Here is a 16,359-nt window from a genome sequence, read left to right as displayed (position 1 = left end):
GCCGACGGTCAGGCGGGCTGGACGGGCATCGCGGCGCGCGCGGTCAGCACGGCGCCGTACGGAATCACACCGACCTCGTCCGCCCAGGCCTGCCACCGTCCGGCCAGGTCCTCGACCAGCGCCGGATGCTCGGCGGCGAGATCGTTGGTCTCGCTGCGGTCCACTGCGAGGTCGTACAGCTCCCACGGGCCCTGGTACTCCCGGACGAGCTTCCACCGGCCGGACCGGATCGCGGCGTTCCCGATGTGCTCCCAGAACAGGTCGTGTTCGACCGCGTCCCCGCCGCGGAGGAGATCGAGCATGCTCACCCCTGGCAAGGCTGTCGTCCGTTCCCCGGCGCGCTCGACCGGCACCGGAACACCGGTTGCTTCGAGCAACGTCGGAGCGATGTCGGTCAGCTGGTGCGGCGCATCGACGACACCACCGGCCAGGCCGCCGGCGGGCCAGGACACGATCAGCGGCGTCGCGATGCCGCCTTCGTGAACCCAGCGCTTGTACAGCCGGAAGGGCGTGTTCGACAGGTTCGCCCAGGCGATGCCGTAGCTCGTGTAGGTGTCGGCGGTTCCCGGCCGGATGTCGGGTGAGTTGCCGACCTTCATCGGCGTCCCGTCCGGAGCGCTCGGCGGAATGATCAGATGGTGCTGCCGGAAGCGCTCCACGCCTTCGGGGTCGCTGCGCAGCTCCTCCGCGCAGCCGCCGTTGTCCGAGAGGAAGAGCACGATCGTGTTCTCGCGCTGCCCCGTCTCGTCGAGGGCGGTCAGGATCGCGCCGACCGCACGATCCATCGCCCGGAGCTGGGCGGCGTACGCCTCCATCCGCTCCAGCTGCCACTTCTGCTCGGGCTCGTCCTCCCACGCCGGGACCTCCGGATCGCGGCGGTCGAGCGTCGCGTCCGCCGCGCAGATCCCGGCGTCGAGCTGGCGCTGCCAGCGCCGGGTGCGCAGGACGTCCCAGCCCTCGTCGAACATCCCCCGGGTCTCGACCAGGTCCGACGTCTTCGCATGCAGCGGCCAGTGCGGCGCGGTGAACGCGACGTACCCGAAGAACGGACGGTCGTCGCCTGCCGCGTCCCGGATCGCCGCCGCGGCGTGCGCGCCGATCTCGTCGGTGTAGTAGAAGTCCGGCCCGAGCTCGGACAGCGGTACGGGCGTTTCGCCGTCATGGAGCGTGGTGGGCTGGAAGTAGCTGCCCGCTCCGCTGATCGTGCCCCAGAAGCGCTCGAAGCCGCGGCGTGTGGGCCACGTGTGGTCCGGGTGCTCGCGCTCGTTCGAGAGGTGCCACTTGCCGGTCAGGTGCGTGTGGTAGCCGGCCGCCCGGAAGCTCTCGGCCAGCGTCACACACCGGCCGTTCAGGCTGCCGGGGTAGCCGCCGGGGCCGTCGTTGTTCACCAGCTCGGCGACCCCGGTCTGATGCGGATGCAGGCCGGTCAGCAACGACGCGCGCGACGGGCTGCAGCGGGCGGTGTTGTAGAAGTTCGTCAGCCGGACGCCGCGCGCGCCGAGACCGTCGATGTTCGGCGTACCGATCTCGCCGCCGTAGCAACCGAGGTCGGAGTACCCCATGTCGTCGGCCAGGATGATCAGGACGTTCGGTCGCGCTGTCGGCATCGGTACCTCGGTCTCTCGTGGCGATGGTGTGCGGTGCGTGGTCGGGGGCGTGGTCGGGGGCGTGGCGCTCATCCCTTCAGACCCGACGTCGCGACGCCGTCGACGATCTGCCGCTGGAAGGTGACGAACAGGACCAGCGGCGGCACGAGCGCAAGGGTGCTCATGGCAAGCATCGGTCCCCAGGCCGAGTCACCCGTCGAGTCGAGGAACTGGCGCAGTCCCAGCGGGACAGTGAACAGCTGGACGTCGTTGAGGTAGATGAGCTGCTTGAAGAAGTCGTTGTACGTCCAGATGAACGTGAAGATGATCGTGGTGACCAGCGCCGGCCGCAGCAGCGGGAACACGATGTAGCGGTACGTCTTCCACGGCGAGCACCCGTCCAGCCGCGCGGCCTCGTCCAGCTCCCGCGGCAACGACCGGATGAACTGCACCATCAGCAGCACGAAGAACGCGTCGACCGCGAAGAAGTGCGGCACGAACAGCGGATAGAACGTGTTCACCCAGCCCAGCTTGTTGAACAGGATGTACTGCGGCACCAGCGTGACGTGCGTCGGCAGCATCAAGGTCGCCAGCATCGTCGCGTAGGCGATCCGGCGGCCGATGAAGTTCAGCCGGGCGAAGGCGTACGCCGCGAGGCTGCAGGAGACGACGTTGCCGACGATCGCGGCCACCGAGATGAACAGCGAGTTCTCGATGAAGATGCTGAAGGCGGTCGACACCCCCTGCCAGCCCTCGGCGTAGTTCGACGGCTCGAACTGCCGGGGGACCAGTCCGGGCTGGGAGAAGATCTCGTCGGTCGGCTTGAACGAGCTCGCCACCATCCAGATCAGCGGATAGAGCATCACCAGCGTGACGACGATCAGCGCGAAGTGCGCGAGCAGGCGCTTCCGCTCAGTTCTCATAGTGCACCCAGAACTTGCTGAAGAAGAAGTTCACCGCGACGATCGCGCCCGCCAGCAGGACGAGCATCCAGGCCATCGCCGCGGCGTAGCCCATGTCGAAGTTCACGAAGCCCTCCTGGTAGAGGTACAGGGAGTAGAAGAGCGTGGAGTCGGCCGGTCCGCCCGAGCCGTCGCTGATGATGAAGGCCGGCGCGAACGCCTGGAACGACCGGATCAGCTGCAGCGTGAGGTTGAAGAACAGGATCGGGCTGAGCAGCGGCATCGTGATGCTCCAGAACTGCCGGTTCCGGCTCGCGCCGTCCACCTGCGCGGCCTCGTAGAACTCCCGCGGGATCTGCCGGAGCCCCGCCAGGAAGATCACCATCGGGGCGCCGAACTGCCACACCTCGAGGGCGATCAGCGTTCCGAGCGCGGTGTGCGGCTCCGAGATCCACGACGGTCCCTGGATCCCGACGAGCGCCAGGATCTGGTTCACCAGGCCGTCGCCGTTGAAGACCTTCCGCCACAGCACCGCGATCGCGACGCTGCCGCCGAACAGCGACGGCAGGTAGATCGCGGACCGGTAGAAGTCGAGGCCGCGCAGCCCGCGATTGAGCACGACCGCGACCGCGAGCGCGAAACACAGGCTGAGCGGCGTACCGACGGCGACGTAGATCGCGGTCACCTTGAGCGACTGCAGGAACAGTGGGTCGTCGCCGAACATCCGGCCGAAGTTGCCGCCGCCGATCCACCGCGGCGCGGACAACAGGTCGTAGTCGGTGAAGGCGAGGTACAGCGACATCAGCATCGGACCGGCGGTGAACGCCAGGAAACCGATCAGCCACGGCGCCAGGAAGGCGAGCGCCCAGCCGTTCTGGTAGCGGACCCGTCCCCGCCCGCCGCGGATCGTTGGGCTCACTTGAGCGCGGACTTGGCGTCGGAGAAGAACTTCGCGACCGCCTGCGGAACGGTGCTCTTGCCGAACCCGACGACCTGGTTCACGTTCGGCAGCGACGTCTGCAACAGCTTGCTCGCCCCGGGCGGGTACATCTGCAACGCCGCCGGGCCCTGCGCCGCGACGAGCGCGTAGTTCTCCAGCACCAGCTTGTTCAGGCCGGTCGCGGACTTGCTGACCGTCGTCCGGATGTCCTCGGGAATCGGCACACCACGGGCCAGTCCCATCAGGTTCGCGGCCTCGGCGTTGCTGGTCAGGAACTTCAGCATCGAGACAGCGCCGTCGATGTTCTTCGACTTCGGCGAGATCGCGAACCAGCCCGCCGGAATGATGTTCGTCCCGGGCTGCGAACCCGGGCCACCGGACGGGAACGTGCCCAGGCTCAGCGCGTCCTTCGTCAGGCTCTGCATCGACGGCAGTCCGCGCGAGGTCGCCGTACCGGTGTACGCCGCCTTGCCGACCGTCACCGGGTCGTTCTGGAACCCACTCGCGGCCGCGGTGACGGCCATCGGTACGGCGGATCCGTTGCCGCGCAGGTCCTGCCACAGTTGCAGCCATGCGGCCAGGTCGTCCTCGCCGAACCCGAGCGCGCTCCCTTCACCGAACAGCGCCTTGCCGCGGCCGCGCAGGAAGGACTCGAGCGCGATCGGGCTACCGCCGAGATCCGCCGTACCGGCGAGCTTGTGACCGCTCTTGCCCCAGACCTCGGCCATCGTCGCCTTGTACTGGTCGATGGTCCAGTCGGTGCCCGGTGCGGCGAGCCCGAGCGCCTTCAGCTTGGTCGTGTTGACGATGATCGCGGGCTGGGTCGCGGCGCCGAGCAGGGCGAAGTAGTACTTGCCGTCGGCCTGGGTGGTGGTCGCCACGTACTCCGGCATCGCGCCGAGGCCGAGGTCGTCCTTGTACTGGTCCAGCGGCTGCACCGCCTGGCGCTTGACGTACTCCATCAGGTACGGCAGGTGGATCTGGAACACGTCGGGCGGGTTGCCGCCGGCCACCCGGGTCGCGAGCTTGTCGTAGTACCCGGAGAAGCCGGAGTACTGCGGATTGACCTTCGAGGCACCCTCCGACTTCTGGTAGAGGTCGAGCGCCGCGATCAGCTTCTTGTTCTGGTCGCCCTCGCCCCAGAACATGAACTCCAGCGTCCTGGTGGCGTCGCCACCGCCACTCGACGACGAGCCGCCGAGTCCGCGCGAGCAGGAGGTCAGCGCGGCGGCGCCCGCTGCCGCCGCCCCGAGGTGCAGCAGCGAGCGCCGGGAGACCTGAGGACCTGGGAACGACGTCATGATGTGCCTTTCGCTGTCGATGCAAAGGGAGCGCGGATCAGGTGCGCGGCGTCCGGTAGCACGTCCGCGACCTCGTCGGCGGCCAGCCCGGCCAGCCGGGCGGCCACTGCCGCCGCCTCGGGAGCGGGCGCGATGTTGCGTTGTTCGTGAGGGTCGGCGACCAGGTCGTACAGCTCGGCCTCGTCGTGGGAGCGGAAGACGTACCGATGGGCGGCGGTCCGGACGGAGACGTTGAGGCTGTCCCTGGGCCACTGCCAGTCCCGCGCGTGGAACGGCGAACCGTCGCCGCCCGGGCGACCGTCGTGCAGCATCGTCTCGGCCGTCACGTGGTCGCGGATCGGCGCGGCCGACGCGTCGCCGAGCATGGCGGCGAACGATCGGCCGTCGTGCGGTTCGTGCCACGGCACGCCGGCCACCTCGCACAAGGTCGGCCCGATGTCGCACAACGACACGAAGTTGGCGTTCCGGGACTGCAGGCCGTCCGGATGCCGCACGATCAGCGGAACCCGGAGAGCCTCCTCGTAGTGCAGCCAGTGGCCCTTCTCCATCAACCGGTGCGCACCCATCATGTCCCCGTGGTCCGAGGTGAACACGACCACCGTCCGGTCCCACTCCCCCGCGTCCTCCAGGTACCGGCGGATCCGCCCGAACTGCGCGTCGACGAGTGCGCACAGGCCGAGGTAGTGGCTCGTGACCTCGACCCAGTCCTGCTCGGTGAGGTGCTCGAAGTCCCGCGCGAAGTGCGACTCCCGCACCTCACGCGGCTTTCCCGCCGTGCCGGTGGCGTTGCTTTCGGGCAGCCGTACCTTGTCGCGGTCGATGAGGCGGTCGTACGGGCTCGGGACCGACATCGGGAAGTGCGGCGCGTTGAAAGAGCAGACGGCCAGCCAGGGCGTGTCCGCCGGACGCTGGTCGAGGTTCTCCAGGAACCGGTCGCACTGCCAGGTCTCGAGGTAGTCCTCGAGCGGAAGGCTCGACGTCGTGTACGGCCGCTCGGCGAGGGCGGCGATGTCCTGCGCGGTCAGGTTCTCGATGTGCTTCGGGTCGAAGACGTAGCCCTTCTCTGCCGCCCAGGCCCGGTACTCCTCGATGTAGCGGCCGCGGTCCTGGCCGTTCAGTACGGCGGGGATCGCGCTGCTGGTCGCCCAGCCCATCCGGGCGGGCGTCGTACCGGGAACGTGCCATTTCCCGTTGTAGTGCGTGTGGTAGCCGGCGCCCGCGAACGACCGCGCGAACCCCGCCGCGCGCAGTTCCGGCTCGATCGGACGCCAGTTGCCGAGTACTCCGTGGTGCCGGGGCATCAGCCCGGTCCACAGACTGGTCCGCGCCGGGCAGCAGAGCGGGAACGGCGTGTAACACGCGTCGAACACCGTCGACTCCCCCGCCAGGGCATCGAGCTCCGGCGTCCGCGCAGCCGGGTTGCCGGTGCAGCCCATCGTGTTCCAGCTCTGTTCGTCGGCCATCACGACCAGCACGTTCAAGCGGCGCGCCACCCGTCCACCTCACCGTGGTCGTCGTCCGGGACAGTTTCCTGCAGCCCGCAGGTAATTATTTCTTCAAGCTGAAGTTAATTCCGCCGCGGGCGAGGTGTCAACCACTCCCGATCCCCGGCGGTCTCGCTGTGCAGGAAGGTCCCAGCTGGGTACCGGGACGGGTGAGGCTCCGGCGGAGAGGAGAAGTGCGGTGCGCAAGCTGCAGGAGTACGAGCGCAAGCGGGACCTTCGTCGTACGCCGGAACCGCGCGGCCGGCGCGGCAGGCGATCGGCGCGCTCACCGCGTTTCGTCGTACAGAAGCACGACGCGTCGAGCCTGCACTACGACTTCCGGCTGGAGGCGGACGGCCTCCGGACGGGTCATGTGAAGGTCTGGCTGGATGGTGAGAAGCTCACCGGCGGTTACGCGCTGACCAGGGTCGGCAAGGGTGAGCGGTCCCGCTGGATGCTGGTGAAGATGGACGACGAGGGCGCCGACCGCCGCCGCAAGCCGGTCAAGACCCAACCGGAGTCGGTGGTGTCCGGCCGAACGGTCGAACAGGTCGCCGAGGAGGCGCGATGAACAACCTGCTCGACCGTCTGCCGCAGCAAGCCCACAGCAAGCTCCGCAGCGCACCCCGGCCCGGCTGGAGCAACCCCATGCTGGCTGTGCTCACCGAAGACCGCTTCTCCGATCCCGAGTGGATCTTCGAACGCAAACTCGACGGCATCCGCTGCCTCGCCATCCGCCGCGGCAACAACATCCAGCTGCTGTCGCGCAACCGCAAGCACCTGAACGACCACTACCCCGAGGTGGTGGATGCGCTGGCCGAGCAGTCGGCCGGCGAGTTCGTCGCCGACGGCGAGATCGTCGCCTTCGACGGCAGCCGCACGAGCTTCGCGAAGTTGCAGGGCCGCATGCAGGTCCACGACCCACAGACTGCTCGCCGGACGGGGATCCGGGTGTTCTACTACCTGTTCGACCTGCTGCATCTCGACGGCCATGATCTGACCGGCCTCGAACTGCGGCATCGCAAGGCGCTCCTTCGCCGGTTGCTGCGGTACGGCGGTTCGCTGCGCTACACCCCGCACCGAGTCAGCGAAGGCGAGGCGTACTGGCGGCATGCCTGCGGGCGCGGCTGGGAAGGCGTGATCGCGAAACGCGCAGACGCGTCGTACGTTCACGGGCGGTCTGGTGACTGGCTGAAGTTCAAGTGTGTGCGCGAGCAGGAGTTCGTGATCGGCGGTTACACCGACCCGAAGGGCAGCCGGGTCGGGCTCGGGGCACTGCTGGTCGGGTACTACGAGCGGGACCGTTTCCGGTACGCCGGGAAAGTCGGGACCGGGTACAACCGGGAGATGCTGCTGCGTTTGCGGAAGCTGCTGGATCCGCTCGAGCTGGACGAACCCGAGTTCGCCGACGGCAAGCTGCCGCGGCAGGGCGTGCATTGGGTGAAACCCGAGCTCGTCGGGCAGGTGACGTTCACCGAGTGGACGCGGGACGGCCGGCTGCGGCACCCGCGGTTCGAGGGGCTGCGGGAGGACAAGCCGGCCCATGACGTCGTACGGGAGGTGCCGCGGTGAGCGCGGGTCAGCGAGTGCGGGTCGGTCGGCGGACTGTCGAGGTGTCGCGGCTCGACAAGGTGTTGTTCCCGGAGGCCGGCATCACCAAGGGTGAGCTGATCGACTACTACCGGTCGGTGGCGCAACTCATGGTGCCGCACCTGCGTGGGCGGCCGCTCGCCCTGGAGCGGTTCCCGGACGGTCTCGGCGGTGACAAGGTCTTCCAGCAGCACATGCCCGACTACTTCCCGGAGTGGATTGACGCGGCGTCGGTGCCGAAGGTCAGCGGCCGCGACCGGGTCCGGCACGCGGTCGTCAACAGCGCGGCCGCCCTGGTGTACCTCGCCAACCAGGCCTGCATCACCCCGCACGCATGGCTGGCGCGCGCGGACCGGCCGCAACACCCCGATCAGCTGATCTTCGACCTCGACCCACCGGACGGCTTCGCCGCCGCCCGGCACGCGGCGCTTGCAGTCCGTGACCTGCTCACGGAGCTCGGGCTCCGTCCGTTCGTCAAGACCACCGGCAGCAAGGGCTTGCACGTCCACGTCCGCCTCGACCGGAAGGCAGCCTTCGACGAGGTGCGGGAGTTCGCGACCGACGTCGCGCGTGTTCTCGTCGCCCGCTACCCCGATCGGTACACCACCGAGCAACGCAAGAACCAGCGCGGCGGCCGGTTGTACCTCGACGTGATGCGCAACGCCTACGCGCAGACCGCCGTCGCTCCGTATTCCGTCCGCGCCCGCGACACCGCCACCGTCGCGACCCCTTTGGCCTGGACCGAACTCGAGGACGACCGCCTCACTCCCGGCCAGTTCACCCTCCGCACCCTCCCAGAACGCATCGAACAGCACGGCGACGCCTGGCAGGACACAAGCCATCGACCGAAGTCCCTCACCCCCGCCAGGAAGCGACTCACCCGCCTCACGCTTTGACCGCCGTACGGTTGGCAGGCTAAGGGTTGCCGAGGAAGCGGCGTGGGTCGCCGGCGGCGCTGGCTGTTGAGCTGAGCCAGGCCTGGAGTCCTTCGGGGTCGCGCCGTTCGAGTTCGTCGAGGCAGCGTTGCCGGGCCATCACGATGCGCAGCCGCGCGGTCGGTGTTGTTGCCTGTTGCAACGCCTCGTAGCTCTCGTGCCACTCGCGGCACAGCTCGCCGATCGCCCGGTCCGCTTCCTCTGGTCTACCTGCCGGGGACCTCGCGCCGAGCTTGACGCAGTACCAGCGGATCGCACGCGGTGAGATGACGGCCAGCAGGATCGCCAGCGCGAGTACTGCGGGACTGAGCACGGTGCTGAGCCCGAGGGCGAGGCCGACCACGGCGGCGCCTGCCATGGCGTTGCCGACGGTTCCCGCCCGCGAGTTGGTGGGAGGCGAGTTCTCGTCAGCTCCGTAGGCCGCTGCCGCGGTCGCTCCGGTGAGTACGACGCCGACGCCGACCACGCCCAGGATCGCGCCGGGCAGCAGGACGGCCGCCGCCGCGACGGCCACCGTGACGAGCAGGCCGCAGATCACCCGCCAGAAGATCTCGTAGAGCGCCAGCCGAGGCCCCGCCGCGTGGCTCTGCTCATGCGATGAATCCCTGGCCTGCCCCATGGCCGAACCCTCCTGAGCGAAACGGCCGCCGACAAGATCCGGTACCCGGCGCCGACCCCGCCCATGCGGCCGACCGGTCAGATCGACGCCGACTCGCCAAGGCGGCCGGTCTGACCGGTGCGGCGGGCGGTCAGATCGGGGCGGGCTCGGTGGGCGGCGGTGGGGGCTCGGTGGGTTCCGGTGGTTCGGTCGGTTCCGGCCGGGTCGGGGTCGGTGGTACCGGTGGCGCGTTCGGGTCCGGCGGCGCCGGTGGGATGGTCTCAGGATCGATGACCAGGGCAAGCATCGCTGCCTCCTGCTGATCGGGAGTTGATCAGCCGGCGTGTACCCAAGTCGCCGCGTCACATGCCCGACTGATCAACGCGTGCGGAACGACTCAGGGCGACTGCCGTGGTTTCAGCTGGTTGCTGACGTCGACCACACCGGGCGTGTCCCAGGCGTCGTCACCGGCGGCTCGCTTGGCCAGCCAGGACGACACCTCGCCGCCGAGGATGACCACGGCCTGTTTGACGTCGACGCGGATGTCGTCGTCCTTGGTGTGCGGGTTCTCCTTGAGCCGATCGACGACGATCGACTTGATCTCGCGATCACTCGGATGCCCCGGCGGCACCGGCCCTTCCCACCACTTGTCGTAGTACCTCTCCTGCGGGTACGTCCACGGATCCGTCATCGCGCCACCTCCGGCCGCCACCACCAGCCGGTCGCCGCGTGCGACACCAGCCGGCGGCGCTTCTCCGGTACCCGCCGGCATGCGGGACGCAGTACAGGATGACCGCGGGGTGGCGCGATGAACCCTTGAAGACCGCGCCACCAACCGTGGCCACCGGCCGCCCCAGTGCCCCACCCGAACCACCCCGAAACCAGGCCTTCAATTCACCACTCGGTCTTGAGATTTTAACGGCGGATTGCGTTACAAGATCTTCTCCTGCGGTCGTTGGGCTGTTAGCGTCCCGCGTCATGACTGCCAGGACTTCGTTCCGGACACTGCCCGAGTTCGATCGCCGTCGGTTCCTCACCCTGGCCGGCGGCAGCGCCGCCGGGCTCGCGTTCAGCCTCGCGATGCCGCAGCCCGCAACAGCCAGGAGTGGCGGCGTACTGCCGTACCCGTTCACGCAGGGTGTCGCCTCCGGCGACCCGGTGCAGGACGCGGTGGTGATCTGGACGCGGATCGCGCCGGCGCCGCTGCTGCCGAACGGCGGGCTCGACGAGGGCGCCCGGGTCGGCGTCGACTGGCAGGTCGCCGAGGACGAGCGCTTCCACCGCGTGGTCCGCTCCGGTACGACGACGACCAGCCCGGACACCTCCCACACGGTGCACGTCGACGTCCGCGGCCTGCGCCCGGGCCGGGTGTACTGGTACCGCTTCCGTGCCGGCGGTCACGTCAGCGAGGTCGGCCGGACGCGCACGATGCCGCCGAGCCACTCGATGCGTCCGCTGCGCTTCGCGGTCGCCTCCTGCCAGAACTGGCGCGCCGGGTACTTCCAGACGATGGCCGACGCCGTCGCCCAGGACGCCGACCTGATGCTGTTCGTCGGCGACTACCTGTACGAGTACCCGGTCCAGCAGCTGGCCGTCGGCCGCCGCATCGACCCGAATCTGCCCGCCGAGGTCGTCCCCACCACGGTCACCCTCGACCAGTACCGGCTGCGCTACGCGTTGTACCGCACGGATCCCGACCTCCTCGCCGCCCACAGCGCGATGCCCTGGATCCTGTCCTGGGACGACCACGAAGTCGCCAACGACTACGAGTCCGGTACGCCGAACCTCGACCGCCGCGCGGCGGCGTACCGGGCGTACTGGGAGTTCCAGCCGCTGTGCTGGCCGCAGCCTCCGCGCGGCGCCGACGCCCGCCTGTACCGGCGGTTCCGGCACGGCCGGCTGGCCCAGCTCGACGTCCTCGACACCCGCCAGTACCGCGATCCGCAGGTCACCGGCGGAGCCGCCGCCGACCAGGGACCACGGCGCGACCCGGCCCGCGAGATCCTCGGCGCGGAGCAGGAGCGCTGGTTCACGGCCGGGTTCGGCGCCGAGCAGGTCCGCTGGAACCTGGTGGCGCAGCAGATCCTGATGGCGCGGCTCAACACCGCCGCCGACCCGGAAGCCCCGGCCACCTTCTCCCCCGGCACGTGGGACGGCTACCAGGCCGGCCAGCAGCGGCTGTTCGACACCGTCGCCGACTCCCAGGCACGCGGCACGTCGTCGAACTTCGTCGTACTCTCCGGCGACGTGCACTGCAGCTACGTCTCCGATATCTCGGCCGACACCACCGACCCGACCTCCCGCGTCATCGGCGCCGAGATGACCAGTACGTCGATCACCAGCGCGCAGGACTTCAATCCCGCCGCGAACGAGGCCCGCCAGGTCCGCCGCCGCGTCAACCCGTCCCTGAAATGGGCCGACCTGCACTGCGGCTACATCCTCTGCGACCTCGACGCCGACCGCCTGCACGCAGACGTCCGCGCCGTCGACAAGGTCTCCCGCCACGACGACCCGGTCTTCACCGCGGCCTCCTTCGAGGTGTACAACGCGATCCCCGGCATCCACCGCACCGCCTGACATGCCTGGACTTGTGCGGGTGGCGGGATGCACTTAGGGTGCGACGCGTAGTACCCACAACCGAACACGCTGATGATCCGCGGCGGGAGAATCCTGTCGCCAGGCAGGTGCCGTAGGAGCAAATCCTCCCCGGGAATCTCTCAGGCCCCCGTACCGCCGCGGTCAGGCAACTCTGGAAAGCAGCCGGTCGTCCGGCTCACCGACGGTGCAAGCGCGGGCCCACCGGCCGCGCGGAATCTCTCAGGTCCGAGACAGAGCGGGGAGGAACCCCGATCTCGTGGCGCGCGCCACCCGGATGCTGGAGTTCCTCATGCCCGCGAAGTACACCGCCCTGCGTTCCGAACACGAGCGGCTCGGTGCGAGTTTCACCGATTTCGGCGGCTGGCAGATGCCGCTGAAGTACCGCTCCGAGCTCGCCGAGCACCACGCCGTACGGCGATCCGCCGGGTTGTTCGACCTGTCGCACATGGGCGAGCTCTGGGTCACCGGGCCGGACGCCGCGGCGTTCCTCGACCACGCGCTGGTCGGCAAACTGTCGGCGATGGCCGTCGGCAAGGCGAAGTACTCGCTGATCTGCGCCGCGGACGGCGGCGTGATCGACGACCTGATCGCCTACCGGCGCAGTGCCGACCGGTTCCTCGTCGTACCGAACGCCGGTAACGCGGAGACCGTGGCTGCCGCGTTCACCGAGCGCGCGCAGAGCTTTCAGGTGACGATCGACGACGCCTCCGCGCGGACCTCGCTGATCGCCGTACAAGGCCCCAGGGCCGAGCAGATCCTGCTCCGGCTGATCCCGGCCGACCAGCAGGACCGTCTGACCACTCTCAAGTACTACGCCGCGGTCGAGGTCACGGTGACCGGCCTGGACCTGCTGGTCGCGCGCACCGGCTACACCGGCGAGGACGGCTTCGAGATCTTCGTCGGCAACGACGTCGCCGTCCAGGTCTGGCGCGCGATCGAAGCCGCGGCCGCCGAGGGCGAGCTCACTCCGGCCGGTCTGGCGGCCCGCGACTCGCTGCGCCTGGAAGCGGGGATGCCGCTCTACGGCAACGAACTCTCGCGCGAGGGTGACCCGTTCGCGGCCGGTCTCGGCGGGGTTGTTGCTTTCAGCAAGGAAGACTTCGTCGGCCGAGCCGCGCTGGAGGCGCGCAAGGACGCGGGTCCGGCGCGCCGACTCGTCGGCCTGACCGGCGCCGGGCGGCGCGCACCGCGCAGCCACTACCCGGTGCTCAAGGACGGTGTCGTCGTCGGCGAGGTGACCTCCGGCCAGCCGAGCCCGACCCTCGGCGTACCGGTCGCGCTCGCGTACGTCGACGCGCAGTACGCCGAGCCCGGAACCGCGCTGCAGGTCGATCTCCGCGGCACGCCAGAACCCTTCGAAGTCACCACCCTGCCCTTCTACCGACGTCAGAAGTGAGGACGGCCATGCCGAGAGTAGTCGCTGGACTGCAGTACTCCGACGAGCACGAGTGGGTCGCCCGCGAGGACGGCGGCGTGGTCACCGTCGGCATCTCCGCGATCGCCACGGACGCGCTCGGCGACATCGTGTACGTCGAACTTCCCGAGGTCGGTGCCACCGTGGCCGCCGGCGACACCTGTGGCGAGGTGGAGTCGACCAAGTCCGTGTCGGACCTGTACTCCCCCGTCTCCGGCGAGATCGTCGAGGTCAACCCGGCCGCGGTCGAGGACCCGGCGGCGATCAACGCGGACCCGTACGGCACCTGGTTGTTCAAGCTGAAGGACACCGAGGACGGCCCGCTGTTGTCGGCCGAGGAGTACGCCGCCAAGCACGGCGGCGAGCTGTGAACGCCTTCCAGCAGATCGTCTCACCCAGCCTGGACGCCCAGCTCCCCGATCTCGACCCCGAGATCGCGGCCGGCATCGCCGCGGAGCTGACCCGGCAGCGCGACGGACTGGAGATGATCGCGTCGGAGAACCACACCGCGGCCGCGGTCATGCAGGCGCAGGGTTCGGTGCTCACCAACAAGTACGCCGAGGGCTACCCGGGCCGCCGGTACTACGGCGGCTGCGAGCACGTCGACGTGATCGAGCAGCTGGCCATCGACCGGGCGAAGGCGCTGTTCAATGCGGCGTACGCAAATGTCCAGCCCCACTCGGGCGCCCAGGCGAACGCGGCGGTGATGCACGCGCTGATCCGTCCCGGCGACACCATCATGGGGTTGAGCCTGGCGCACGGCGGCCATCTCACCCACGGGATGCGGATCAACTTCTCCGGGCGCCTGTACGACGTGATTCCGTACCAGGTCCGCGCCGACGACCACCGGATCGACATGGCCGAGGTCGAGCGACTGGCGCACGAGCACCGACCCAAGCTGATCGTGGCGGGCTGGTCGGCCTACGCGCGGCACCTGGACTTCGCGGAGTTCCGGAGGATCGCCGATACGGTGGGCGCGTACCTGATGGTCGACATGTCGCACTTCGCCGGGCTTGTCGCGGCGGGCCTCCACCCGTCGCCGATGCCACATGCGCACGTCACGACGTCGACCACGCACAAGACGCTGGCCGGCCCGCGTGGCGGGATCATCCTGACCAACGACGCCGACCTGGCGAAGAAGCTCAACTCCGCCGTCTTCCCAGGCCAGCAGGGCGGACCGCTCGAGCACGTGATCGCGGGGAAAGCCGTCGCGTTCAAGATCGCCGCCTCGGAGGAGTTCCGCGAACGGCAGGAACGCGTCGTGTCCGGTGCGCGGATCCTGGCCGAGCGGCTGGTCCGCGATGACGTCGCCAAGCACGGCATCTCGGTGGTGTCGGGTGGCACCGACGTCCATCTGGTGCTCGTCGACCTGCGCGACTGCGTCCTCGACGGGCAACAGGCGGAGGACCGTCTGGCCTCGATCGACATCACCGTCAACCGCAACGCGGTCCCGTTCGATCCGCGCCCACCCATGGTGACGTCAGGCCTCAGAATCGGCACGCCGGCGCTCGCGACGCGAGGCTTCGGTGCGGCGGCATTCGCCGAGGTCGCCGACATCATCGCCGAGGCCCTGACGGCCCCCGCCGACGTTGACCTGACTGCCCTACGCCAGCGGGTCGCCGTACTCGCCGCAGCTCATCCTTTGTACACAAACCACTGAGCTCCACCGCCTAGACGAGGTTGTCGAGTTTGCGGGTCAGGATTTTGCGTTCGCGGGTGTTCTGGCACAGCTCTACGGCGCGGGTGAGTTCGGCGCGGGCTTTCTCGGTGTGGCCTAGCCGGGTGAATAGTTCGCCGCGGACGGTCGGGAGGTGGTGGGAGGTACGGAGCAGGCTGTCGTCGAGGAGCTTGTCCGTTTCGGCCAGGCCGGCGGCGGGGCCGGATGCCATCGAGACGGCAACGGCGCGGTTGAGCGCGACGATCGGGGACGGCGCCAGGCGATTGAGGGCGTCGTACAGCAGGACGATCTGTGCCCAGTCGGTTTCCGGGACGGACGGCGCGACGGCATGGCATTCGGCGATCGCTGCCTGGACGCCGTACGCGCCGAGTCCGCGGCCGACCTTGCCCGCGGTGGCCAGGGCGGCGCGGCCGCGGCGGATCGCGGTGCGGTCCCAGCGGCGGCGGTCCTGGTCCTCGAGCAGGATCGGGTCGCCGTCAGGTCCGGTCCGGGCCGGGAACCGGGCGGAGGTCAGCTCCAGCAGCGCGAGCAGCCCGAAGATCTCCGGCTCGTCCGGCAACAACCGGGTGAGCACCCGCGCCATCCGGAGAGCCTCGTGCGCGAGGTCCACCCGGATCAGCTCCGACCCCGACGACGCGGACGCGCCCTCGGTGAAGATCAGGTACACCACACTCAGCACGGATCCGAGCCTCTCCCGCCACTCTTCCCGGGGCGGCAGACCGAACGGGATCTGCGCCGCTGCCAGTGTCTTCTTCGCCCGCGTGATCCGGGCCTGCACGGTCGCGGTCGGGATCAGGAACGCCCGGGCGATCTCGTCACTGGTGAGGCCGCCCACCACCCGCAGCGTCAACGCGACCTGCGCCTCCCGACTCAAGACCGGGTGGCACGAGACGAACACCAGCGACAAGATGTCGTCGTCGATCCGGTCCGGGTCCCACAACAGCTCGTCCGGGCCGGTGCCCACGGCGGGGCCACCGGACGACGCTCCGCCCTCGGTCAGCTCGTGGGCCAGAGTCGCGTACCGCTCGTCCAACTTCGACCGGCGCCGGAACGCATCGATCGCGCGTCGCCGCCCGACCGTGAGCAACCAGCCCACCGGGTGCCGCGGCGGCCCCTCCCGAGACCACGTCACGAGGGCCTCGGCCATCGCCTCCTGCGCCAGGTCCTCGGCGAGCGCCAGGTCACCGGTCAGCCGGGCCAGCGCGCCCACGATCCGCGCCGATTCCATCCGCCAGACCGTCTCGACCGCCTGCCTACCCTCGTTCACCCGCACTCCAGCTCCCACTCCACGGACAGGACAACGGCGCAGGAGGTACGTGCCGCACCGGTACGG

At 69.4% G+C, this 16,359-nt stretch carries 15 protein-coding genes and 1 riboswitch; of the genes, 7 read left to right on the top strand and 8 right to left on the bottom strand.

The features are described from left to right. Positions 1 to 8: 8 nt before the first annotated feature. The 5 genes from ABN611_RS26830 to ABN611_RS26810 form a co-directional block, all read right to left on the bottom strand. Positions 9 to 1,607, bottom strand: coding sequence for an arylsulfatase (locus tag ABN611_RS26830; RefSeq protein ID WP_350275005.1), 1,599 nt, complete (start codon positions 1,605 to 1,607; stop codon positions 9 to 11). 68 nt (positions 1,608 to 1,675) lie between these two features. Further along, positions 1,676 to 2,509 (bottom strand): carbohydrate ABC transporter permease, encoded by an 834-nt coding sequence (locus ABN611_RS26825; RefSeq protein WP_350275004.1) that lies wholly within the window; start codon positions 2,507 to 2,509, stop codon positions 1,676 to 1,678. Then, positions 2,499 to 3,407 carry a sugar ABC transporter permease gene (locus ABN611_RS26820; RefSeq protein ID WP_350275003.1) on the bottom strand — a complete coding sequence of 303 codons (909 nt, stop codon included), beginning with the start codon at positions 3,405 to 3,407 and terminating at the stop codon, positions 2,499 to 2,501. Before ABN611_RS26820 ends, ABN611_RS26825 begins: the two co-directional genes overlap by 11 nt. Further along, positions 3,404 to 4,729, bottom strand: a complete 1,326-nt coding sequence (locus ABN611_RS26815; RefSeq protein ID WP_350275002.1) for an extracellular solute-binding protein — start codon at positions 4,727 to 4,729, stop codon at positions 3,404 to 3,406. The genes ABN611_RS26820 and ABN611_RS26815 overlap by 4 nt, the downstream gene beginning before the upstream one ends. Beyond that, positions 4,726 to 6,222 (bottom strand): sulfatase-like hydrolase/transferase, encoded by a 1,497-nt coding sequence (locus ABN611_RS26810; RefSeq protein ID WP_350275001.1) that lies wholly within the window; start codon positions 6,220 to 6,222, stop codon positions 4,726 to 4,728. The genes ABN611_RS26815 and ABN611_RS26810 overlap by 4 nt, the downstream gene beginning before the upstream one ends. Before the next feature lie 190 nt (positions 6,223 to 6,412). On the opposite strand from ABN611_RS26810, the gene ABN611_RS26805 reads away from it, so the two are divergent. Genes ABN611_RS26805 through ligD (ABN611_RS26795) form a run of 3 tightly spaced genes read left to right on the top strand, consistent with a single transcriptional unit; the run spans position 6,413 to position 8,699 of the window. After that, entirely contained in the window at positions 6,413 to 6,784 is a 372-nt protein-coding gene (locus ABN611_RS26805; protein ID WP_350275000.1) for a hypothetical protein, read from the top strand. After that, a complete protein-coding gene (ligD, locus tag ABN611_RS26800) occupies positions 6,781 to 7,785 on the top strand; it encodes a non-homologous end-joining DNA ligase (RefSeq protein ID WP_350274999.1) in 1,005 nt (334 codons plus the stop codon). Before ABN611_RS26805 ends, ligD (ABN611_RS26800) begins: the two co-directional genes overlap by 4 nt. Next, positions 7,782 to 8,699, top strand: coding sequence for a non-homologous end-joining DNA ligase (gene ligD, locus ABN611_RS26795; RefSeq protein WP_350274998.1), 918 nt, complete (start codon positions 7,782 to 7,784; stop codon positions 8,697 to 8,699). Before ligD (ABN611_RS26800) ends, ligD (ABN611_RS26795) begins: the two co-directional genes overlap by 4 nt. A 19-nt stretch (positions 8,700 to 8,718) precedes the next feature. Here the strand turns inward: ligD (ABN611_RS26795) and ABN611_RS26790 are convergent, their stop codons facing one another. After that, positions 8,719 to 9,357 carry a hypothetical protein gene (locus ABN611_RS26790; RefSeq protein WP_350274997.1) on the bottom strand — a complete coding sequence of 213 codons (639 nt, stop codon included), beginning with the start codon at positions 9,355 to 9,357 and terminating at the stop codon, positions 8,719 to 8,721. 376 nt (positions 9,358 to 9,733) lie between these two features. Beyond that, positions 9,734 to 10,027, bottom strand: coding sequence for a BON domain-containing protein (locus ABN611_RS26785; protein ID WP_350274996.1), 294 nt, complete (start codon positions 10,025 to 10,027; stop codon positions 9,734 to 9,736). A gap of 287 nt (positions 10,028 to 10,314) precedes the next feature. Here ABN611_RS26785 and ABN611_RS26780 point away from each other — a divergent pair, with 287 nt between their 5' ends. The 4 genes from ABN611_RS26780 (at position 10,315) to glyA (ending at position 15,008) form a co-directional block, all read left to right on the top strand. Further along, positions 10,315 to 11,913 carry an alkaline phosphatase D family protein gene (locus ABN611_RS26780; protein ID WP_350274995.1) on the top strand — a complete coding sequence of 533 codons (1,599 nt, stop codon included), beginning with the start codon at positions 10,315 to 10,317 and terminating at the stop codon, positions 11,911 to 11,913. Positions 11,914 to 11,986: 73 nt separating this feature from the next. Next, a riboswitch (glycine riboswitch) is annotated at positions 11,987 to 12,079 on the top strand. 144 nt (positions 12,080 to 12,223) lie between these two features. Next, entirely contained in the window at positions 12,224 to 13,330 is a 1,107-nt protein-coding gene (gene gcvT, locus ABN611_RS26775) for a glycine cleavage system aminomethyltransferase GcvT (protein WP_350281688.1), read from the top strand. Positions 13,331 to 13,338: 8 nt separating this feature from the next. Beyond that, positions 13,339 to 13,719 carry a glycine cleavage system protein GcvH gene (gene gcvH / locus ABN611_RS26770; RefSeq protein ID WP_350274994.1) on the top strand — a complete coding sequence of 127 codons (381 nt, stop codon included), beginning with the start codon at positions 13,339 to 13,341 and terminating at the stop codon, positions 13,717 to 13,719. A 29-nt stretch (positions 13,720 to 13,748) separates the two neighbouring features. Next, positions 13,749 to 15,008, top strand: coding sequence for a serine hydroxymethyltransferase (glyA, locus tag ABN611_RS26765; RefSeq protein ID WP_350281687.1), 1,260 nt, complete (start codon positions 13,749 to 13,751; stop codon positions 15,006 to 15,008). Between the two features lie 10 nt (positions 15,009 to 15,018). Here the strand turns inward: glyA and ABN611_RS26760 are convergent, their stop codons facing one another. Then, positions 15,019 to 16,293, bottom strand: coding sequence for an RNA polymerase sigma factor (locus tag ABN611_RS26760; RefSeq protein ID WP_350274993.1), 1,275 nt, complete (start codon positions 16,291 to 16,293; stop codon positions 15,019 to 15,021). Between the last annotated feature and the right edge of the window lie 66 nt (positions 16,294 to 16,359).

Origin of the sequence: Kribbella sp. HUAS MG21 (assembly GCF_040254265.1) — a bacterium.
In the GTDB taxonomy this organism is placed as follows: Bacteria; Actinomycetota; Actinomycetes; order Propionibacteriales; family Kribbellaceae; genus Kribbella.
Note: the sequence above shows the minus strand (reverse complement) of the source record. Positions and strands in the feature narration are given on the sequence as shown.